This window comes from Acinetobacter sp. YH12255 (assembly GCF_013417355.1).
Taxonomy (GTDB): Bacteria; Pseudomonadota; Gammaproteobacteria; order Pseudomonadales; family Moraxellaceae; genus Acinetobacter; species Acinetobacter pseudolwoffii.
Map to the genome: position 1 here is coordinate 12968 of NZ_VPEC01000029.1, position 21787 is coordinate 34754.

20 protein-coding genes and 1 pseudogene are annotated in these 21787 nt (G+C 43.2%); 15 read left to right on the plus strand and 6 right to left on the minus strand.

The window, feature by feature from the left end; genetic code table 11:
- The first annotated feature begins 82 nt into the window (after positions 1-82).
- The gene (locus FTV30_RS11915; RefSeq protein WP_180001659.1) at positions 83-1300 is read left to right on the plus strand and encodes a multidrug effflux MFS transporter; all 1218 of its coding nucleotides are present in this window, start codon (positions 83-85) and stop codon (positions 1298-1300) included.
- A 79-nt stretch (positions 1301-1379) separates the two neighbouring features.
- On the opposite strand, the gene FTV30_RS11920 is transcribed toward FTV30_RS11915, so the two are convergent.
- Positions 1380-2087 (minus strand): nitroreductase, encoded by a 708-nt coding sequence (locus FTV30_RS11920; protein WP_180001660.1) that lies wholly within the window; start codon positions 2085-2087, stop codon positions 1380-1382.
- A gap of 913 nt (positions 2088-3000) precedes the next feature.
- On the opposite strand from FTV30_RS11920, the gene gltS reads away from it, so the two are divergent.
- Both gltS and FTV30_RS11930 read left to right on the plus strand, forming a co-directional pair.
- Positions 3001-4239, plus strand: a complete 1239-nt coding sequence (gltS, locus tag FTV30_RS11925; RefSeq protein ID WP_100355594.1) for a sodium/glutamate symporter — start codon at positions 3001-3003, stop codon at positions 4237-4239.
- A 45-nt stretch (positions 4240-4284) separates the two neighbouring features.
- Entirely contained in the window at positions 4285-5760 is a 1476-nt protein-coding gene (locus tag FTV30_RS11930; RefSeq protein ID WP_074383429.1) for a sodium:alanine symporter family protein, read from the plus strand.
- A gap of 54 nt (positions 5761-5814) precedes the next feature.
- Here the strand turns inward: FTV30_RS11930 and chrA are convergent, their stop codons facing one another.
- Positions 5815-7023, minus strand: coding sequence for a chromate efflux transporter (chrA, locus tag FTV30_RS11935; protein WP_180001661.1), 1209 nt, complete (start codon positions 7021-7023; stop codon positions 5815-5817).
- Between the two features lie 123 nt (positions 7024-7146).
- Here chrA and FTV30_RS11940 point away from each other — a divergent pair, with 123 nt between their 5' ends.
- From FTV30_RS11940 to FTV30_RS11970, 7 genes are all read left to right on the plus strand, one after another.
- The gene (locus tag FTV30_RS11940; protein ID WP_005169741.1) at positions 7147-8151 is read left to right on the plus strand and encodes a patatin-like phospholipase family protein; all 1005 of its coding nucleotides are present in this window, start codon (positions 7147-7149) and stop codon (positions 8149-8151) included.
- Between the two features lie 345 nt (positions 8152-8496).
- On the plus strand, positions 8497-8673 hold the full coding sequence (locus tag FTV30_RS11945; RefSeq protein WP_005169744.1) for a hypothetical protein: 177 nt from the start codon (positions 8497-8499) through the stop codon (positions 8671-8673).
- 289 nt (positions 8674-8962) lie between these two features.
- On the plus strand, positions 8963-9484 hold the full coding sequence (locus tag FTV30_RS11950) for an acyl-CoA thioesterase (RefSeq protein WP_004280680.1): 522 nt from the start codon (positions 8963-8965) through the stop codon (positions 9482-9484).
- A 497-nt stretch (positions 9485-9981) separates the two neighbouring features.
- Positions 9982-10545, plus strand: a complete 564-nt coding sequence (locus tag FTV30_RS11955; protein WP_005169748.1) for a TetR/AcrR family transcriptional regulator — start codon at positions 9982-9984, stop codon at positions 10543-10545.
- A gap of 31 nt (positions 10546-10576) precedes the next feature.
- Complete coding sequence (locus FTV30_RS11960) at positions 10577-11776, plus strand: MFS transporter (protein WP_005169751.1); 1200 nt, start codon at positions 10577-10579, stop codon at positions 11774-11776.
- A 1-nt stretch (position 11777) separates the two neighbouring features.
- Positions 11778-12671 (plus strand): LysR substrate-binding domain-containing protein, encoded by an 894-nt coding sequence (locus tag FTV30_RS11965; RefSeq protein ID WP_180001662.1) that lies wholly within the window; start codon positions 11778-11780, stop codon positions 12669-12671.
- A gap of 133 nt (positions 12672-12804) precedes the next feature.
- The gene (locus FTV30_RS11970) at positions 12805-13419 is read left to right on the plus strand and encodes a glutathione S-transferase family protein (RefSeq protein ID WP_180001666.1); all 615 of its coding nucleotides are present in this window, start codon (positions 12805-12807) and stop codon (positions 13417-13419) included.
- A gap of 82 nt (positions 13420-13501) precedes the next feature.
- Here FTV30_RS11970 and FTV30_RS11975 read toward each other — a convergent pair whose 3' ends face one another.
- Both FTV30_RS11975 and FTV30_RS11980 read right to left on the minus strand, forming a co-directional pair.
- Positions 13502-15106, minus strand: coding sequence for a bifunctional 3-(3-hydroxy-phenyl)propionate/3-hydroxycinnamic acid hydroxylase (locus FTV30_RS11975; protein ID WP_180001663.1), 1605 nt, complete (start codon positions 15104-15106; stop codon positions 13502-13504).
- A 348-nt stretch (positions 15107-15454) separates the two neighbouring features.
- Positions 15455-15685, minus strand: coding sequence for a hypothetical protein (locus FTV30_RS11980; RefSeq protein ID WP_005097806.1), 231 nt, complete (start codon positions 15683-15685; stop codon positions 15455-15457).
- A 389-nt stretch (positions 15686-16074) separates the two neighbouring features.
- Between FTV30_RS11980 and FTV30_RS11985 the strand changes: the two genes are divergently transcribed.
- The 5 genes from FTV30_RS11985 to FTV30_RS12005 all read left to right on the plus strand — a co-directional run bounded on the left by FTV30_RS11985 (position 16075) and on the right by FTV30_RS12005 (position 20878).
- Positions 16075-17082, plus strand: a complete 1008-nt coding sequence (locus FTV30_RS11985) for a GTP-binding protein (protein WP_180001664.1) — start codon at positions 16075-16077, stop codon at positions 17080-17082.
- Between the two features lie 101 nt (positions 17083-17183).
- The gene (locus FTV30_RS11990; protein ID WP_005097801.1) at positions 17184-17714 is read left to right on the plus strand and encodes a YaeQ family protein; all 531 of its coding nucleotides are present in this window, start codon (positions 17184-17186) and stop codon (positions 17712-17714) included.
- Positions 17715-17799: 85 nt separating this feature from the next.
- Positions 17800-18423: an MgtC/SapB family protein gene (locus tag FTV30_RS11995; RefSeq protein WP_005097799.1), complete on the plus strand. Its 624-nt coding sequence runs from the start codon at positions 17800-17802 to the stop codon at positions 18421-18423.
- Between the two features lie 84 nt (positions 18424-18507).
- On the plus strand, positions 18508-18846 hold the full coding sequence (locus FTV30_RS12000) for an FKBP-type peptidyl-prolyl cis-trans isomerase (RefSeq protein WP_005097798.1): 339 nt from the start codon (positions 18508-18510) through the stop codon (positions 18844-18846).
- Between the two features lie 229 nt (positions 18847-19075).
- Positions 19076-20878, plus strand: a complete 1803-nt coding sequence (locus FTV30_RS12005) for a diguanylate cyclase (protein WP_180001665.1) — start codon at positions 19076-19078, stop codon at positions 20876-20878.
- Here the strand turns inward: FTV30_RS12005 and FTV30_RS12010 are convergent.
- Together FTV30_RS12010 and FTV30_RS12015 are read right to left on the minus strand one after the other, a co-directional pair.
- The gene (locus FTV30_RS12010; protein ID WP_005097793.1) at positions 20875-21342 is read right to left on the minus strand and encodes a GNAT family N-acetyltransferase; all 468 of its coding nucleotides are present in this window, start codon (positions 21340-21342) and stop codon (positions 20875-20877) included. The two genes, FTV30_RS12005 and FTV30_RS12010, sit on opposite strands and share 4 nt — an antisense overlap.
- Before the next feature lie 337 nt (positions 21343-21679).
- A pseudogene (locus FTV30_RS12015) lies at positions 21680-21787 on the minus strand (IS701 family transposase); the annotation flags it as partial.

Consider the following 21787-nt stretch of genomic DNA (forward strand, 5'->3'; position numbering starts at 1 on the left):
GTAGGTTTATAAAATTTCATTTCAAGTTAAATCATACTATGCACTGTGTTAACTTGTCTGCATATTAGCGCTTTAAATCTTCATGCTTATGCCATCGAATAAAATCGTACAACCACCTTATGCCATGTCCTGGATTGTTTTGCTAGCGGCACTGAGTGCGCTCGGACCTTTATCCATTGATATGTATCTTTCTGCCTTGCCGGCGATGGCAGCAGATTTTGGCGTCAGTACCCAAATGGTCTCGAATAGCTTGCCGGCTTACTTCTTCGGTCTGGCTGTGGGGCAACTGATTTATGGGCCGATCAGTGACCGGATTGGGCGTAAACCACCGCTGTATTTTGGGCTGTGTTTATACATTGTGGCAAGTCTGCTGTGTGTGTTTGCACAGGATGAATGGAGTCTGATCGCTGCACGGATTCTGCAGGCCTTGGGTGGTTGTGTCGGGGTGGTCATGGCCCGTGCGGCCATTCGTGATCGTCTGGATATGCATTCAGCAGCTCAGGCTTTTGCCAGCATGATGATTGTGACCGCGATTGCACCCATTCTCGCGCCAAGTCTGGGGGCCTGGGTGTTGATGTTTTATGAATGGAATGTGATTTTTTTGGTGCTGATGGGCTGCGGTCTGCTGAGTCTGGCCTGTGTACATTTTCTCTTTAAAGAAACTCTGGAACCAGAACGCCGTCTCAAGCTGAACGTTCAACAGGTTCTAAGTTTGTACCGTAGCATTTTTCAGGATCAAAGCTTTCGACATCCGCTTTATGCCGGCTGTTTTTCCAGTGCGGTGATGTTCTGTTATATCAGTGCATCTTCGGCCATTTTGATGGATCGTTATCAACTGACTGAGCAGCAGTTTGCCTATGCCTTTGGTGCCAATGCTGTCGGGATCATGTTATTTTCGACCTTGAATAAACGTCTGGCTGGGCGTTTCTCGATATTGCAACGCCTTAAAATCGGCATTGTTCTACAGTTAGTGGGTGTTTTCGTTTTAGTATTGCTTGGCTATCTGGATGTAGATTCTATTGCATTGGTCTTGCTGGGCATGTTTGTCGTGGTGGCGTCGATCGGTTTTACTGGCCCGAATGCTATGGCATTGGCTATGGCGAAGCAGGGTGCACGTGCAGGAACTGCTAGCGCGATTATGGGCAGTATGCAATTTGTCTGTGGCTTATTGGGCGGGCTTTTACTAAATTTTCTGGTTTGGAATGCTTTATTAAATATGGCATTGATTATGCTGGTTTTTGTTTGTATTGCCGTCTGGGCAATTTGTCAACTTGAACTGCCATTATTCAAACATGAATAAATGCCTGATCTGGCTCTGGCCAGATAAAATCTAAAGATCTGAAAATAAGGCCAAGTCGATAGACTCAGCCTTGATTCAATCACTCATCAATAAATACAGCGAATTCTTCTACCGGGACACGCGGCGTAATAAAGCTGTTAATGATCTGCTCTGGATCGGCATAGCCCAAGGCCATGCCACAGACCAGTTCTTCATGTTCAGGTGCACCGACCAGATCGAGTACGATGGGATGGAAATGATTCCAGGCGGCCTGCGGGCAAGTGTCCAGACCGCGGGCTTTTGCTGCAATCATGACATTCTGGATCATCATCGAAATATCCATTTTCGAACCAATGGCCAAAGAGCGATGTACGGTAAAAAACAGTCCCACCGGTGCATCAAATAATTCAAAATTACGCAGCTGCTGCCGTGCCATTTTTTCTTTTTCGCCTTTTTGAATATTCAGCAAACCATATAAGCCCCAACCATTTTCACGACGACGTTCAATAAACGGCGAGAGCCATTGTTCAGGATAATAGGCAAAGGTTTCTTGGTATTGTTCCGCCAGCTCGGGATTGGCATAGATTTGCATTTGGGCCTGACAGACGCGTTCTACCAGTTCATCGCGTTTTTTACCTGTCACAACATAGACTTTCCAAGGTTGGGTATTGGTGCCCGAAGGTGCGCGGCTGGCCACAGTTAAAATCTGTTTCAAGATGTCTGTACTGACCGGCGTATTTAAAAAAGCGCGCACCGAATGGCGAGAAGTGATGGTGTGATCTACAGCATGAACAAGTTTTTGATCCATTTTGATGTCCAATCGAATATCCATATGAAGTTTTGAATGACTATAAACTAAACAAACAGTAGGGTGGACAGAAAAATTAAATCGCGGGCCAGAATGGAAAAAGTATTTATCAGTGAAACAAAAGATTGATATCTAGCTTGATGTTTTAAATAGCCTCAGTCAAATAGTCAGGACATTGGTTAAAAAGCTTTGATGAAATTAAAAATTAGCTTAAAACTCGGATGCTTGAACCATTTGAACATACTAATTGCCTGCACAGATGAAGTGGATTGGGATAGAAAAGCACGTTAATTCCATTGAAATTTCTTGGTTTGATAAAGTTTTAAGTAAGAGATTAATATTTTTTTTCGATAACTAGAGAGTTTGACGCTCATCTAAAAACCCTAGACTAATAATTATTTTTTATAGATTGATTAACTATTCTTAATAAAAAACAATAAAACTTTATACAAAGAAACAGCATAATATGCAGCTTTTCATCTTAATCCATGCGCTTTGGGAAAATTCAAGGTCGGCATGCACAAGATTTATTTTAAATAACGCTATTCCAAGTGGCTTGAATTAAGCTAGTCAGGTTAAAAGCGCTCACTAAACCTTGGTGTTTTTTGAGAAGTAGAACACAGTCTTATAGATCTGACTCTTCTGTTAAATTTGTATGCTTATACCATTCATTGACAGCAATAGAGCTTAAATCAAAGCTGTATTTTGGCTTTTATAAATCTCTCATTTGTTGAATATGATCGTGATGATGATATTCATAAGTTTGAAAGAGATGGTGGATCATTTTGTTATTTTAAAAGCATTAGATGAGGTCAGAATATTTTAGGTCGAAATCGATGAGAGATCTAAAGCTCGGTATCTCTGCATCACTTTTAGAATGATAAAAAATCAACATTATCTTGGGCAAAAAATTATGGATTTTACTTTTAACGCATTTTATACCTTGATTGCCGCAGTTATTGTTTTGTTACTCGGCCGATTCCTGGTTAATAAAATCGATTTTTTAAAGCGCTACAATATTCCTGAGCCGGTCGCGGGCGGTTTGGTTGCGGCGATCATCTCATTGCTGGTGCATTCATTGTGGGGATATAGCATCACCACCAGTGCAGAATTACAAACCAGCTTTATGCTGATTTTCTTTGCTTCGATTGGTCTGAGTGCCAACTTTTCCAAGTTGCGTGAAGGCGGGATCGGTCTGGTTATTTTCCTGTTTGCTGTTTCGGCTTTCATTATTTTGCAAAATGCAGTCGGCATGAGTCTGGCCACCTTGCTCGGTATTGACCCATTGATTGGCCTGATTGCAGGTTCAATTACCTTAACCGGTGGTCATGGTACTGCAGGTGCATGGGGCGAGATTTTTGAGGTTGAACATGGCATTCAGGGGGCGCTTGCACTGGGGATGGCCAGTGCTACTTTTGGTCTGATTATCGGTGGGATTATTGGTGGTCCTTTAGCAAAATTGCTGATTAACCGTCATAATCTCGCAATTGCACGTACGGATCAACAAATCGAAAAGCGTGATAGCACGCCAATGGATATCAACTCGACCGAATATATTCCATTTGAATATCCGCATCAGGTGCGTTTAATTACCGCAGATAATGCAATCACGACTTTGGGTCTATTTGCAGGCTGTTTGGCTTTTGCAGAGTTTATGACGGGTTTCAGTAAAGGTACTGCATTTGAACTGCCAACATTCGTGTGGGCATTGGCGGGTGGTGTCATCCTGCGTAATGTACTGGAAGGTATTTTCAAAGTTCAGATTTTCGATCGTGCCATTGATGTGTTCGGTAATGCTTCATTGTCGCTGTACTTGGCGATGGCATTGTTATCATTGAAATTATGGCAATTGGCTGACCTTGCAGGACCACTGATGGTAATTCTGGGTGCACAGACCATCACCATGGCTTTGTATGCCGGTTTTGTAACTTTCCGCCTGATGGGCAAGAACTATGATGCTGCGGTACTTGCAGCAGGTCATTGTGGTTTCGGTATGGGTGCAACTCCAACAGCGGTTGCCAATATGCAGGCGATTACCAATATGTATGGTGCGTCGCATAAGGCCTTCCTGATCGTTCCATTATGTGGGGCGTTCTTCGTTGACTTAATCAATGCTACTGTTATTCAGATGATTTTGAAGTTTTTTGCATAATTTTTATGCCTGATACGATGAGTCATAGGCTCATAAGGATGTGACATGAATGATCAGTTAAATGAAACCTTGCTTGGCTGGATTAATGCCCTGAATGGCCCTTTATGGGACTTTCTAGTGGTGTTTCTGGTCGCAGTCGGTATTTTCTATACGATCATGACCGGTGCAGTACAAATTCGTTTGTTCTGGCACAGCATGAAAGTCATGAAAAATAGCCGTGGCAAGGTTCAGGATACACACGGGATTACCCCGTTTCAGGCCTTTGTCACTGGTCTTGCAAGCCGGGTCGGAGTGGGTAATGTTGCGGGTGTGGCAATTGCCATTGCGATTGGCGGGCCGGGCGCGGTGTTCTGGATGTGGGTTACTGCATTTCTAGGTATGAGCTCTGCTTTGGTGGAATCCTCATTGGCGCAATTGTTTAAGGTGCGCGATCATAAAAACCAGCAATTCCGTGGTGGCCCCGCGTATTACATTACTCAGGGGCTAAAACAGAAATGGCTCGGGATTGTCTTTGCAATTGCATTGATCACGACCTATGGCTTTGTGTTTAATGCGGTTCAGGCCAATGCAATTAGCGGCGCAACCTCGCATGCCTGGGGCTGGGATCAGGCGAACCTGCTGCTGCCCTTAGGTGGATTGAATCTGGAAATATCATGGGTCGGTCTGTTCCTGGTTCTAATCACGGCTATGATTATTTTTGGCGGGATTAAACGGATTGCGAAAGTCGCTGAAAGCTTTGTGCCTTTTATGGCCGTGCTTTATCTGGCGGTGGCCTTGTATATTGCCGTGATCAACTACGATGTCTTGCCCTCCATTTTTCAGCTGATTTTCAGTAAAGCCTTTGAGTTTGAAGCTGCCGCGGGTGGTTTCTTTGGTGCCATGATCTCTATGGCCATGATGATGGGGATCAAACGCGGTCTGTTCTCTAACGAAGCCGGGATGGGTTCAGCACCGAACGCTGCCGCAGCCTCTGATGTGAAGCATCCGGTCAATCAGGGTCTGGTACAAATGCTCGGGGTATTTGTAGACACTTTTGTGGTGTGTTCATGTACTGCGATTATTATTCTGGTCTCGGGCCTGTATGAAAATGCCGGTTTTGAAGGCGTGACCCTGACTCAGATGGCGCTGGAAAGCCAGATTGGTGCCTGGGGTGATGATTTCTTGGCCTTGATCCTGTTCCTATTTGCCTATTCTTCGATTATTGGTAACTATGCCTATGCCGAAGGAAACGTTCAGTTCATTAATAACAATCGCCGGGTCATGCTGATCTTCCGGATTTTTGTGTTGATCATGGTCTATTTCGGTTCTGTCGCCAGTGTGCCATTGATCTGGAATATGGCAGACCTGTTTATGGGCATCATGGCAAGTATTAACTTGATTGCGATTCTGTTGCTGATGCCATTCTTGCTCATGCTACTCAAAGACTATACCGGTCAGTTGAAGCGTGGCGTGAAAGAACCTGAGTTTAAACTGGATAATCATCCTAAGTTTAAAGACAAGGTCAAATCTGATATCTGGTAACCCTGCAAAGCAAAAAGCCCTGATCGTTCAGGGCTTTTTTATGGCTGGAGTATTTTAAAAGAAATTCAAATAACTTTGATAAAGGATAAAACCCAGAATCAGGCTGCACCAGACTGGTAATTTTGAACGGAGTAAAGCAATCATTACCACAACGAACAGCAGGTCGGAGATACTGTTAAAATAACGTTGTGACAGATTCAGGAGCAAAGCCAGTAACAAACCCACTACCGCTGCATTAATTCCCATCACGGCCTGATGAATCAGCCGTTGCTGCAGCAGCCATGACCAGTAGGGCAAGGTGGCAAAGATCAGAAAAAATGAGGGTAAAAAGATTGCACAGGTCGCTAAAAGTACATTCAGCCAGACATAGGGCGTCCACGGCAGCACAGCGCCAATATAACTAGCAAAACTGAATAGTGGCCCGGGCATGAGCTGGGCAAATGCATAGCCAAGATCAAAAGATTGCGCATTCACTATGCCAGTCGCGACAAAATCCTGATGGAGTAAGGGCAAAATCACATGACCACCACCAAAAACCAGCGAACCGGTCTGATAAAAATCACTCAGGAATTGTAGGCCCGACCCATTCGATAGTTTATCCGCTAGGGGCAGCAGCAAAAATGGCAAGATAAATGCCAGCAGCCAGTAGGGTGCAGCAGCAGATTGCAGATAAGGCGAGCTGATTTCAGTACTGTCACTGTCTTTGGGCTTGTTCGGATTTAATCTGGAAGAATATCCCATCAACATTCCACAAATTGCACCGAGGATGATGACGAGAATCTGGTTATAACTCACCGAAATTACCGTCAATAATATGACAGACAGCAGCAGGACTGCATATTGCCAGGCCGTTTTACAGCAGCCTTGCAGCATCTGCCAGAATGCCCAGGCAATAACAGAAAATACAATGAGCTGAATGGTATGAAAGCTATTTGAGTTTAGAATATGAACATAGTGTTGACCCAGTAGCGCGACACCAGTCATGAGTATGATCGAGGGCAGGGTGAATCCCAGCCATGCCATCAATGCACCTAGATAACCACGTTGCAGATATCCGATAGACAAACCCACCTGACTACTGCTCGGACCCGGTAAAAGCTGCGCCAAAGCCACCAGTTGACTGTACTGGGTATCATTGAGCCATTGTAGTTGCATCACAAATTTGCGGTGAAAAAATACCAGATGTGCGGCTGGCCCGCCAAATGAAATACAGCCCAGTTGCAGGAAAATCAGAAAAATCCGGTACAGTGAAATGACTGACATAGCATGAAGGGGAAAATGAAGACAAACTACCCGAACTGTATGACAATTTTACGAAATTCTACAGATTATTTAAGCAGGTGTTTATACACTATGCTGCTTTAAGTTAATGAGGACATTCTCTACATGCAGAAATATGTGTTGAGTATTGTGGCACTGGGTGCATTCGGCCTGAGTGGTTGTCAAACCACACCGATGACAGTCCAGTCGGCTACCAATCATCTACAACCCGCTGCGCAACGTGGAGAAGCTCAGGCACGTCCGAATCAAATTGATTTTGAAAAGATCAAGCAAACTGAACAGCGTCCGGTCATTGCTCTCGTTTTAGGCAGTGGTGGTGCGCGTGGCTATGCACATATCGGTGCGCTCGAAGTACTGGAACAGGCCGGTATTCGTCCGGATTTTATTGTTGGAACCAGTGCGGGCAGCATCGTCGGATCTATTTATGCCAGTGGTAAACCGGCGATTGAGCTGCGCAATATTGCCTTGAGCATGCGAGCAACCGATGTACGCGATATCAAACTGGATCGAAAAGGTTTTTTTGATGGCAAAAAAGTAGAAGACTATGTCAATTTACAAGTCGATCAAACTCCACTAGAAGCCATGAAAATCCCGATGTTTGTGGTGGCCACAGCACTAAAAGAAGGCAAGAAAGTCGTTTTTAATTATGGCAATACTGGACAGGCAGTACGTGCTTCAGTGTCGATTCCGAGTATGTTTATTCCAACAATAATTGAAGAAAAAGAATATGTCGATGGCGGGCTGGTCAGCCCGGTACCGGTGAATGTGGCACGTGAGCTGGGAGCAGATATTGTGATTGCGGTTGATATTCTGGCACAGCCTATTCATACGGAAACCAGTAATGTCTGGGGACTGTTTAACCAGAATATTAATATTATGCAGCAACACTTGGCACAAGAAGAATTAAAGCATGCCGATGTGGTGATCCAGCCCGATTTACGGGAAAAAGGACATATCTTTGATGTACGTGGCAGAGAATTAACCATGCAGGCCGGCATTGATGCTGCACAGTTAAAACTGATGGATATTTCTCTCGCTTATCAAAAATATAATTATGCTCGCGGCCATCATATTCCGCTCTTTGTGGCTCAGGAACAGCAGCAGCCCTAAAGCATATTGCGGTTAAATTTTTTTGTTCATTTTTTATGAGATCGAACCAGGTAGGCAAAGCTATTGCATCCCTATGCTTTCCAGATTCTGATCTTAACACTGGCTGATCGTTATAAAAGATTAAATCATTGTTTCTGCATATGAATTGGCCAGAATTTTCAGGAGAGATAAACTTTATTTTGACTATAAGTTGTTGAATTATAAATTATATTTTTTTTGGAATAAGTATTGCTTTTCTAAGTCGAAATTTTAATATTATTATTCCTATACTTAAGTTGATCAAATATTTAAATATTGTTCATGACAGAATGTGCTTTGAAAGATTAATGAATAGATGTAACGACAATGAATCAGATTAAAATTGGACATCAGGTCAAGTTGGCGCAATTTGAACACTATATTTTTACAGTGACAGCTGCACATCAAGATGGTTCTTTCACGGTCACTACCACACTGGATGGTCAGCAAATTCTCAGCTATGAAAATGTCGCCCAGGAAATGTTAAAACCACTCATGCGCTAAATCAGTAATGATTTATCCAACATCTTGAATTATTTTTTGCAAAATGAGAGCGGCCCGAAAAAAACTTGAGCTGGGTAAGCAGATGCTTTGGATCAATAAGTGTTTATTTGTTTGGAACTTAGCTTCTTGCTGAGCCTTGAGATCTGTTAAATATATTTTTTTCTGTATGAGTGCAGTTTCTATATCAATAATTATGATGCTTCATTTGCCGAATTGAACATTTTATTCATGTTAAAAACGCTATAATAATAAGCGATAACCTTGTCATTCAAAGAGTTCAAAGAAAACGATGGCCCCTTTAGATCAAATTGCAGCAGTGTCAGATGACCAGTCAGAGTTAACGATGTCAGTTCTCATGACGCCAGATATGGCAAATTTTTCAGGAAATGTTCATGGTGGAACCATTCTGAAATTACTGGATCAGGTGGCGTATGCATGTGCGAGTCGCTATTCGGGCAGTTATGTCGTGACCTTATCGGTAGACAAGGTGAACTTTAAGGAACCAATTCATGTGGGTGAGCTGGTAACTTTCTTGGCCAGTGTCAACCATGTTGGTCGCACCTCGATGGAAATCGGGATTCGTGTAGAAGCGCAGAATATTCAAAAAAGAACGGTACGCCATACCAATAGCTGTTATTTCACTATGGTGGCCGTAGATGAAAATGGCAAACCGAAACAGATTCCGGCTTTGAACCTGGACAATGACTGGAAACGTTGCCGTTTTGAAGCAGCCGAACAGCGTAAAGTCGCGCGTTTGCAAGAGAATCATCATCCTTCATGCAGTATTTATAAAAAGACTGCACAGAGTTAAGCGGTGATTTAAAAACATCTTCATAAGAGTAATGCCAGTCAGTTAACCAATTGACTGGCATTTTCTTTTTTAAATTGAGGATTATATGTGATAGGTGGAAAAGTCATCCGCAACTGTTTGAGGCATGGGGTGTATTGCACCGCAAGATTTAAAAAATGATGGTCTCCATGACAAATTTACGAGTCGAGGGTGGCTGACGAGTTTTGCGGTGAGGAATATGACTGCAAGATGCCTTCCTTGCGAAGTTCCGCTGCTCATTTGAATGAAATCAAAGTAACAAATGATATTGAAAATATTTGATTTAAAACCTTAAGACTCCATCATGAATGACTAAGCAGTTAAAGCGTCTATTTTTAAATTCTTTAACTGATCAGCATGACTTTATAAGAGAGTCTTTTTTGCCTTAATTTCAGTTTATGTCTGGAGCTTTATCGTTTTTTGCTCTAATATAAAACGATACGTATCGTATCGATTGTGTTTGAAGATAAGTAGACTTTATGAATCATGACGAAAAAAGCTCACGACGACAGCAATGTATTTTGCAAGCGGTTGCCGATGCATTGGCAGAGGGAGAGTATCATCAACTGACTATTGAGGCTGTTGCAGCACGAGCTGGGGTGGGAAAATCTACGATTTATCGCTGGTGGAAGCATAAATCGGAGCTGGTGCTAGATACCTTCAAACAGCATACGGTCTCAGTCTTTGAGCCTGATCCTGCAAATGACCTGAAAAGTAATCTGATTCGACAGCTAAGCTTGTTGTCTCAGGCCCTCAACCATCCGATTGGTCGGGCTTTACTGGTGGTAATCGCCAATCATCGTGAACTGGCCGGTGAATTCTTTCAGCAATATTTATTGCCGCGTCGACAGCAGACTCATCAACTGATTCAGCAAGCGATTGAGCGTGGCGAGATTCGCGCGGATTATCCTTTTGATTTAATGCTGGACAGTTTGTACGGCCCGATCCATTACCAGATTATTTTTTTCAATCGTATGCCGGATGAAAATTACATCCGGGCGCTGGTTGGGTTAGTGCTGCATCCTGTTGTAATTCAAGCCTGAGCCTGGTCTATTTTTCTTAAAGTTGGTTTTTATGTCTCTCAGCCCCGAGCGTTTATGGAATCGCTCATTTATCTTGTGCTTATGCAATAACTTTTTTCTGTTTGTTTATTATTTTGCCTTACTGACCATCTTGCCGATTTACATCATGAAAGATTTGGGGGGCTCAGTCAAAGAAGCGGGTCTGGCACTGACCTTGTTTCTGGCATCATCAATTGCAGTTCGGCCTTTTTCCGGCATGATCATCGAAAAACTGGGCAAGAAAATCTCGATGCGCGGTGCAGGCGTGATTTTTGCGCTGTTTGCCTTTGGCTATTTGCTCATTGATAGCTTGTGGTCACTGTTGTTGGTGCGATTTCTACATGGCATTTGGTTCAGTATTTTGACCACGGTGGCGGTTCCGGTGGCCAATGAATTTATTCCAGAACAGCGTAAAGGCGAGGGCATGGGCTATTTTGTCATGTCGACCAATCTGGGGGTGGTATTTGGCCCATTGCTGGCCTTGACCGTCATTCAATTCACCAGCTTTAAAAGCTTATTTGGGATTCTGGCTATTATTATTTCTCTGGGACTGATTTTCTGCTGGATGCTGAAAATTACCGAACTGCCAAAATCAAGACGGATCGGCACAGGAAAAACCAAATTGAGTCTACAAGATATATTGGAAGTGAAAGTCCTGGCGGTAAGCTGTGTGGCGTTGCTGACGGCATTTGCTTATTCGGGCATCATGAGTTTTATCACGGCATTTAGTGAAAGCAAGCAGCTTTTGGCTTATACCAGCGTATTTTTTATTGTATTTGCGGCTTCGATGCTGTTGGTACGGCCGTGGGTCGGGAAAATCTATGATCGTAAGGGACCAAGTGCTGTCATTTATCCTTCCTTTATTTTCTTTGCGATTGGCCTAGTCATGGTGAGTCTGATATCCAATCAATGGACGCTCTGGTTATCAGCGGTCTTTGTGGGGATCGGTTATGGTTCATTATTTCCATGTCTGCAGACACTCGCAATTCAATCTGTCGATAAGCAGCGTATGGGACATGCGATTTCAACCTTCTTTACCCTGTTTGATCTGGGTTTGGCGGTAGGCTCCGTGGTGATGGGCCTATTGATCGCCTATTGGGGCTTTGAAGCGATGTATGTGTCGAGTGCTGCACTCGTCATTGTGACGATCTTGGTTTATCGTCAGTATGTGGCCAAAAGACCAATACACGCACCGGAAAATCAGGAAGCATAAAATGGAATTAAGACATTTACGTTATTTTGTCACTGTGGCCGAGGAACTGAATTTTACCCGGGCTGCGGAAAAATTGAATACTGTACAGCCTTCCTTAAGTCAGCAAATCAAGGATCTGGAGCGTGAGGTAGGCGTACAGTTACTGGAGCGAAATAACCGTAAGGTCAACCTGACCGAGGCCGGACAGGTTTTTTTAAAAGAAGCTTTGCTCAGTCTGGAACATGCAGAACGTGCGATCCACGCTGCCAGACAGATTGCCAATGCACATCAGGATCAGCTGAATATCGGATTTGTACCGGTTGCGGAAATGAAAGTCTTTCCCTATATCATGCCCAATATCCGCGCACATTTTCCTGAACTGAAAGCACTATTTCATAGTTTGACTGACGCTGAGCAGTTTAGTGCTTTAAGAAAAGGCCATATTGATATTGCTTTTACCCGCTATCCGGGACAGTCGAGCGAGTTTGATTCGATCCGGATTTTTGATGAACCTTTAACCCTGATTGTGCCTAAAGATTCTCCGGTTGCGACCCTGCCACATGTCAGTATTAAGAGCTTTGAAAATCAGGATTTTGTCATTAGTGATGAACAGGCTTCACCACAATTGCATCGAATTATTCAAGACTTTTTTAAACAGTCCAAATTGAAGGTCAATGTGGTGCAGCATTCGACCAATATCCTGCTCAATGTCAATCTGGTCGGAATGGGCGTGGGCTGGAGTCTGGTACCAGCCTATGTGATTCCATTACTCGGCGATAATATCGTGGTCAAAAAGACCCTTGAACCTTTGCCCATGATTGGGCTATATGCCAATTATCGTAAAGACCAAAAACATGTGGTGATTGATCTGATTTTAAAAGTCTTAAAAGAAAAGTTTTGTGTCGATCTTTTTTAAGATTTGCATCTTTGGTCTGCCTATATTTTAAAAGCTGTGCGACAGAAATGATCTGTAGCACATCTACGTAAATTGACACAGAAAACCGTTTTATACTGAAGCTCTAAAAATAAAAAATGGTTAAAGCAATATGATGAAGCTCTATAACAATCCACGATCACGGGGCCTGACCCTGTTGCCCTTATTGAAAGAATTGCAGATTGAAGACCAGATTGAGCAGGTGGAAGTGTCCTATGAATATATGCATCAAGCTGAATATTTACAGATTAATCCGATAGGAAAAGTTCCCTGTCTGGTCGATCAGGAGATTGTCATTTCAGAAATGGCCGCCATTTTTATCTATCTGGCAGATAAGTATTCTGATAAAGGCTTGGCACCTGCTTTGGATGAACCCAAGCGTGGGGCATATTTAAAATGGATATTTTTCTGTCATGGGCCCTTCACCGAATATATCGATCTAAAAAATTTGCAGGTTTCGCCAGAAAATATTGAAAAAAACCGCAGAAGTTTAAGTTTCGGCAATGAAACAGCAGTATTTGATTTTCTGAAACAGGGCATAAGCCAGGCCAATCCCTATTTGCTGGGTGAAGAATTTTCCGCAGCAGACTTATATGCTGCCTATTGTTTGATCTTTGCGATCTCTGCGAAAATTTTACCGCCATTTGACGAGTTAAGACCCTATTTGCAGCAGATGGCCTCTCGTGATTCCCTGAAAGACATGCCGTGGTTTCAAGACTACCGAGTTTAGTTCATCGTTCTGTATCACTTGATCTGGATATCTCATCACAATAAAAAACCACGCCGAAGCGTGGTAAAAAATGACCTTAAAATTATTTTAGGTACAGCTTTTTAAACAGTTGCTGACTGGTGTTTTCCAGTGATTGTGGAATGGCCAGTGCGGCCACAAAACGGTCAGGACGCAAGATCACCACTGAATCGGAAGTATTGCCAAACCAGGAGCGAATTTCTGTGCCGCTATCACCAATGGTGATGACATCTTCAAACTGTTGGCGCTGGGTATTTTGTAACTGCACTGCCGGAATGACCTGAATAAATTTCACACCGAGTGTTTTCCACTGTTGCAGTGTCTCTGGACTCAGGCCCCATTTTGGATCGACACCCCAGGCAATAATGGCAAAATCATTGCCGATGACTTCATCCAGTAACACTGTTTCACCCGAAGCCAGCTGAGCTTGAGGTTGAATGAACATTTTGCCAATTGGAGAGTTTTTGGCGCCGTTGCTCAAAAGCACACCATCATGATATTTCGGCATCGGTTTAAAGCGCATTTCCAGCAGGTACTGTTTGATCGGCTTGATATAGTTCAGGGCATAGGCGATACCGTCACGGACAAAACCTTGCCACTTTTTCGGTGGTGCCAATACATGACCGGCCATCACGGACAGATCAATCATGGCTTTGGCATGGTCTTTACGTTCAATCTGATACGAATCTAAAAGTTCTGGGCCGGTTTTGCCTTGAACCACCAGTGCGACTTTCCAGGCCAGGTTAAAGGCATCCCGCATCCCGCTGTTATAACCCTGACCTTGCCAGACGGGCATAATGTGCGCAGCATCACCTGCCAGTAAAATGCGGTCTACCCGGAACTTGTCCGCAATACGGGCATTATGCGTATAAACACGTTGACGGATCACTTCGATGCCATCGGTACTTGGAAGCACTTTGGCCAGTAATTTGGCAATATTTTCCGGTTTGCTGAGTTCTTCCTGAGTTTCACCCGGCATAACCATAAATTCAAAACGGCGAATTCCATGGGGCAATGCGGCGGATACATAAGGACGTACCGGATCACAACACAGGTAAATATGCGGTGTCGCAAGCGGATCATTTTCAAGATCGATCACGATCCATTGATTCGGCGCAGTTTCACCCTCAAAAGCAATGCCCAGATTGCGGCGTACATAAGAGTTACCGCCATCACAGGCAATCAGGTACTGGGCACGGACTGTTTCTGTATCCCCTTGTTCGTTTTGCAGGTTAAGCGTTACACCCTCGGCATCCTGACTAAACTGGGTCAATTGACGTGAGAACAGCACCTGCGTATTTTTATATTGTTTTAAGCCCTGAAGCAGAACCTGATCGACTTGTGGCTGAATAAAGGCATTACGGCGTGAAAATCCGAATTCGCGGGTTAAAGGCTGAATATCTGCAAAACAGCGACCCTTAGGTGTTAAAAAGCGCATGGCATGATTGGGCGTGGTATGGGGCAAGACTTGATCGACCAAACCTAAGGATTGAATGGTACGCAAAGATTCATCATCGATCCCAATGGCACGTGGATAATCAATCAAACTATCCAGTTGCTCGACCATCGTGACGCTCACGCCTTGCTTGCTCAGATAGTTGGCAATGGTTAAGCCTACAGGCCCAGCGCCGAGGATTGCTACATCAGTGCTGTAATTGGTATTGCTCATAGTGAATGTCCATTCAATCGACTTGCATTTCAATCTATTAAGGGACAGTTCTGAGTTGTAAACAAGTTAGGCGATAGTAGTTGAGCTATATCAATAATATTAATTTTAAATAGATTTTTATTAATTAAATTATTGAATTTAAATGATAAAGTTAAAATAATTCAATAGTCATTCTCAATCCTGTGATCAGTTTTAACTATGATGGGCATTTAAATCTAGTCAACAAAAATGCTGAACCCGCGCAAAGCATGATTCAGCATCGATCAATATGAGGCAGTACAGGCTAAGCCTACTGGAGAAATACTGCCCTGATATTTTCTTTGATCATTTAACCCGTCGTTAAATCACTTAACGTGCTGCAGGTTGTGCAGGTGTTGCGCTTTCTGCAGCAGCTTCAGATGCAGCTGGTTGTTCTGCATTTGCGCCAGCAACCGGAGCATTTGACTCAGGCAATTCCTGGGTACTGACAATCACTTTTTCTTCAGTGTTTGTATTTGCGTTTGTTGTTTCAGTCGCGGCAAAGCTGGTGGCTGCAGCAGCAGTAAGCGTTGTTGCAAGTAAGATTTGTGCATATTTCATTTTTGGCATCCTTTATTTATGTCATGTAATTTGCCGAGCTGACCATCACATCAATTCGACAGGAGTTCATCCTAAGCACTGAAATTTTGATGAGCAAATCAATTAACAAAAGCGACACGGAGTGAATAACTTAGCATATACACAATGCAGAAAGTTGTTTAATTACTGTTAATTATGCAGTGTTCTATTTAATGAAAATGTATATGAATGTTTCAAAAAGCTGAATTTTAAATATGAATAAACATCAGGATTCTCTATTTGGGATAATTCGCTTAACTTATAAACTGATGGTTTCAAGTCGCCATTGAGCAAGAAAATGTCTCTACAACCATGCTGTGTCCTATAATACAGGGCATGATCTTGTCTATTTAATTTCTTGAGAACCAATTTTGAAAATTCTGTCCGCAGCACAGCCGATTCCTGTCCATATCATTTCTGGATTTTTGGGGGCGGGTAAAACCACACTGCTTAAGCATTTATTACAGCAGAAACCTGAACAGGAAATCTGGGCCGTACTGATGAATGAGTTCGGTCAGATCGGGGTGGATCAGCAGTTATTACCACAAGATTCAGGCTATGCGGTAAAGGAATTACTGGGTGGCTGCCTATGTTGTAGTAGTCAGTTGCCGATGCAGATTGCCTTGTCACGTTTACTGTCCGAAGTGAAACCGGATCGGCTGTTTATCGAGCCGACCGGGCTGGGACATCCTGCACAATTGTTAGAACAGTTGACGGAACCGCATTGGCACAGTCATTTAAACATGCAGGCTTTGGTCACGGTGGTCGATGGTTCACGTTTGCATGATCAGGATTGGTCACAGCAAAATCTGTATGCAGATCAGCTTAAGGCCGCGCAGATTGTGGTGATTTCACATACAGATTTAATGACAGCCGAAGATCATGCTGCGCTTACGCAGCTTCAGGCGGAATATCAAGTCTATGCCCAGCAGTGGTTGTGCACAGAGCAGGGACAGCTGAGTATTGAGCAGATTAAACAGGATTATCAAGGTTCTGTACGTCAGCTCCAGCCTTTATTAAAACAGCAACAGATCAATCCTTCCCCAGAGGTACCCGTGCTGATTCAGCAGCTGCCTTATCATTATGTGGAAAGCGCGCAGGGCTATCAGGTTGCGGGCTGGAAGTTGCCAAAACGCTGGCAATTTCATTTTTATGATTTGCTCGACTTGCTGTGTGAACAAAAAGACTGGCTCAGAATCAAAGGAATTTTTAATACCGATCAGGGCTGGAAAAGCTTTAATTTTAATCCGGAACAGTTTAATTATCAGTCGGTCGAGGCAGGTATTGATAACCGGATCGAAGTGATTTATCAACAGTCACGCGATTGGCTGGAGTTTGAAAGCACGTTGATGCAATGCCGTATTGATCCGGAAAAATAATAGTACTGTTTCCAGTGCACTGAATGAGTTATTGACCTAAATCTGTTCAGCAAAATACTGCTAAATCTTATATGCTAGGCGCCAAATTTGAGGATTGTGTTATGGCGTTAAAAGCGACGATTTATAAGGTTGATTTGAATATTGCAGATATGGATACGCACCGTTATGCAGATTATCAGTTGACGATGGCGCTGCATCCTTCAGAAACCATTGAACGCCTGATGGTGCGTATTCTGGCGTATGCGCGTTATGCCGATGAAACGCTGGAATTTACCAAGGATCTGTTTGAAACCGATGAGCCGGCCTTGTGGGAAAAAGACCTCACTGGTCAATTGGTGAAATGGATTGAAGTCGGTAGCCCGGATGAAGATAAAGTCAAAAAAGCCAGTGCGCGTTGTAAGCAAGTGGCTGTGGTGACCTATGGTTCTGCGGTAGATGAATGGTATAAGCGCAGCAGCAAATTAAAGACGTTAAAGAATGTGGAGGTGTGGAAATTATCGACTACAACCACCGATGCATTGCCACAATTATGTGCACGCACCATGCAGTTACAGCTCAATGTGATGGATGGTGAATGGACTCTGATTGGCGATCAGGGGCAGGTGCTGGTCGAGTGGGAACAGTTACAATAAGGACGCATAAGGATGCACGTCTGGACTTGTATCCTGTCGCTTAAATTGCGTATACCTGAGGAATAAAAATACTCAGGGTTGTGTCATGTACCATGAACTTTATGATTTACTGCTGGCCGTCGCGATCGGGGCCATTATTGGTGCAGAACGTGAATATCACAGTAAATCTGCCGGACTGCGTACCATGATCATGGTCAGTCTCAGCTCCTGTCTGTTTACTATCATTTCCCTGAAAATAGGTGTGGAAAATCCTGACCGGCTGGCGGCCAATGTCCTGACGGGGCTAGGCTTTTTAGGGGCAGGGGTCATTCTCAAAGATGAGAACCGTATTTCAGGAATTACCACGGCCACCACCATCTGGATGACTGCAGCACTGGGCATGGCAGCCGGTGCGGGTTATGAAATCCTGAGTATCTGGGCCACTTTAATGGTCATGGTGGTGCTGGTTCTACTGATGTATGTACAGCGCGGGATCGAGTCGCTGAATCAGGAACGTAATTACGAAATTGTCTGTCCTTTTGAGAAACATGAGCTCAACCATTATGAATCGCTTTTCAAACAATATAAGCTAAAAGTCATGCATTCTTCACAGCGCAAGGTTGAGCAGCAGATTAGCGGAAGATGGGTGCTGATGGGATCGGCCAAAAACCATCAAAAACTCACCCTGCATTTACTCAATGATCAGAATATTCAGGAACTCAGCTTTTAATCCATCAAGGACTAAAGCCTAAAAAAATCAATCAATCCGGTTTATACTGATTTTTGAATTTATGCCAATCTCAGGTAAATAAGTATGATTAACGAACTTGAAATTATTGATTTAAAAGTAGGCGAAGGGAAAGAGGCGGTAAAAGGCGCGCTGATTACCACACACTATACCGGCTGGCTAGAAGATGGAACCAAGTTTGATTCATCGATTGATCGCGGTAATTATTTTGAAACCGTGATCGGAACAGGCCGTGTGATCAAAGGTTGGGATCAGGGCATTTTGGGCATGAAAGTGGGCGGTAAACGTAAACTGCTGGTGCCGGCACATTTGGCCTATGGCGAACGTAAAATGGGCAAAGTGATTCCAGCCAATTCAGACCTGATTTTTGAAATTGAACTGTTTGATGTAAAAACACGTGATTAATTCATTGAAATAAGATTCATTCAGTATCATGAGTGAATGCTGATCGGGAGAAGTCTCAGTATTGGGGGCTTCTTCCGATAAACTACAAAAAAATATTTGAACTCCCTGATATTCCAAGTAGATTATAAGAAGAATAAAGCTCTTTTTCAGGAAACTACTGTCTTTGCAAAACGTGATAAGGAATGTCTATTTTGTAATGTGGGTTTGGGCCATAAGCTGGGGCATCTTGATGAGCACTTCAGTATCTGCCCAGATCGCTGCCACATCCCCCGGGGTGCAGCAGCAGTTCCGTGATCATATCTCTGAAATTCATTTTAGCGAACACAGCAGCAGCCCTTTGCAGGGGAAATGGTTATTTTATCCGAGCCAGTTTATTGTCCAGCCAAGTTCCGTACTGTTATCAAAAACAGTGGAATTGCCGGCTTCTTTTAAAATACTGACCAACTCAAATATTGGTTATGGCACATTTATTAGCCATTATAAAATTCCTAAAGAATTTATCGGACGCCGGATTGCCATTCGGATTCCTGCTCAATATGGCGCTTATCGGGTCTATGTAAATGGCGAGTTTATTGTCCGGCTTGGGCAAATCAGTAAAACACCTGAACAGCAGATCACTGAAAAAGCCCCCCGGATTGGCTATTTCGTTGCAGACAGTGAATACATTACCTTAAGCATTCAGGCCTCGAATTACACTCATTTGCATGGAGGGCTGGAACGCCCAATGCAGATTGGGGTCGCAGGTACAGTCAATCGTCAATTCCAGCAGTTGATGATGAGTATTGCCATGGCCTGTGGCGCAGTACTCGGGGTGGGTGTTTTCAATATCCTGTTTTCAATATTTCGAGGATCGAAAGAGCGTAATAGCAAAAGCATTTTTGTGTTTGGCTGTTTTATTATCTTTCTGGCCCTGCATAATATGTTTTCAGCGCCCTATGCCTATTCGGTATTTACCAATATCGACTGGTTATGGGGAACACGTTTAGAGTATCTGTTTACGTTTCTGGCGGTATTGTTTTTCCTCAGTTATATGCATCTGTTTAATCAGCGCTATTTAAAACCGCTGATTTATTATATTGCGATCGTCTTATTGATTTTGAATATCAGTGTGACGCTATTTTCTACCCCCGAGTTATTTGAACGTCTTGCGCTCTATAGTGCGATTTATGGTCTGGTGATTATTGGGAATTTCATGTACGGGTTTTATCAGACCCTACGTGATAAGCAACCGTATTCACGCCTGAATCTGTTTGCCATTATTTTCTTGTGTCTGACATTTTTAAATGACTATCTCTTGCTGATTAATGTTATTCAAACCACACATTTGTCTTTCATTTCCACCAGTTTATATGCCTTGTTGATTATGTTTCAGCAGTCTAGACACTATGCGCATCAAACTTATCAGACAGAACAGCTAAATTTTAACCTCATCGAGCTCAACAGTTCGCTTGATCAAAAAGTCAAAGAGCGTACCCAGCAACTGCATCAACTAAATGCCAAACTGGAACATCAGATGAAGATTGATGCGCTGACCGGTGCTTTTAACCGGCGTGCTTTAAATAGTGAAATCCAGCAGAAGTTTTTGCAAAGCCAGCAACATTCACATGCCACACTGCTTTTTGCCATGCTGGATGTTGATTATTTTAAAAATTATAATGATCATTATGGCCATTTAAAGGGTGATGAGATTCTACAAAACCTGGTTAAGGTGATTCAGGCCAGCTTGCCTCAATCGGGTTATCTGGCGCGTTATGGCGGGGAGGAATTTGCCATTCTGCTTGGTGATATACCGATTCAGGTTGCCCTGCAATATCTGGAACGTGTCATTCAGCAGATTCGGGAACAACAATTTGAACATCTAAACCGGCCGGATGGCAAAGCCTGGATCACGGTCAGTGTGGGCGCGGCTTGGATAAGCCCACAACATCAATATGCCGATATTCATGCCTTGATGAAAGCTGCAGATGTGCAGCTGTATCTGGCCAAACACACCGGGCGTGATCAATTAAACTTTGAGCAGGGCGCGGATTAAAAAACGTATTTATACAGATATGATCCATCATCTTGTGAATGTGCAGGGCTGGAATCAAATCCACATCGCTGATAATAGCTGAGGGCTGTTTGAGTCGACTTGACTGCAATCTGATAGATTTTTTTCTCTACTAATGCTGCATGCATTTGATTAAATAATTTGGTGCCAAATCCAAGCCTCTGGCAATGTGGGGCGACATAATGCATCCGGATTTCTCCAGTATCACTGACCAATAAAAACCCGACTACTTTGTCGTGCACAAGGCAAACCCAACAATCGTTATAAAGCATATCGACAATCAGGCTGGCGTGATCAAATTTTTCCAGCCAGCTTTGGATGCGACTGTCCTCACGTTGATGATCTAAAACACAAGATTGAATACTGTCATGAATCACCTGAATAATTTGAGGTATATCCTGAATCTTCCCTTCACGAATCACCATGTTATTCATTTTCTCGAACATTTACAGGAAGGCTTCATTGGAAGAGAAATGCAGGTTGAAACAAAATAACAATCTTGTAGTTTTTTGAGAGGATTTTCTTAAAAACCAGTAGGTGAAGATAACTTATGTTGCTGATCTGTCGGTTTTGTTTATCTGATTTTCTAAAATCAACGCTTCTCAGGAGCGGGTGCTCAAATTTACAGCAAGCTTTGCTAGAATCGCCGTGCTTACTTTAAATCCCCATAAAATCGAGTCAAGGATGCCATCATCGAAATAGTGCAGGAGTTTGCACTGTCTAAAAAATAGACGTATGCTAGGTGTTAGGCCATTATTCAAATGAATTAGGACTTACGCACTATTATTTATAGATTCTCTGTGGTAGCAGATGATTTTTATCGAGAATAAAGTCATCAATGAAGTTTTTGATAACTGGTCTAAATAATTTCTTCTGCCAACGATATACATT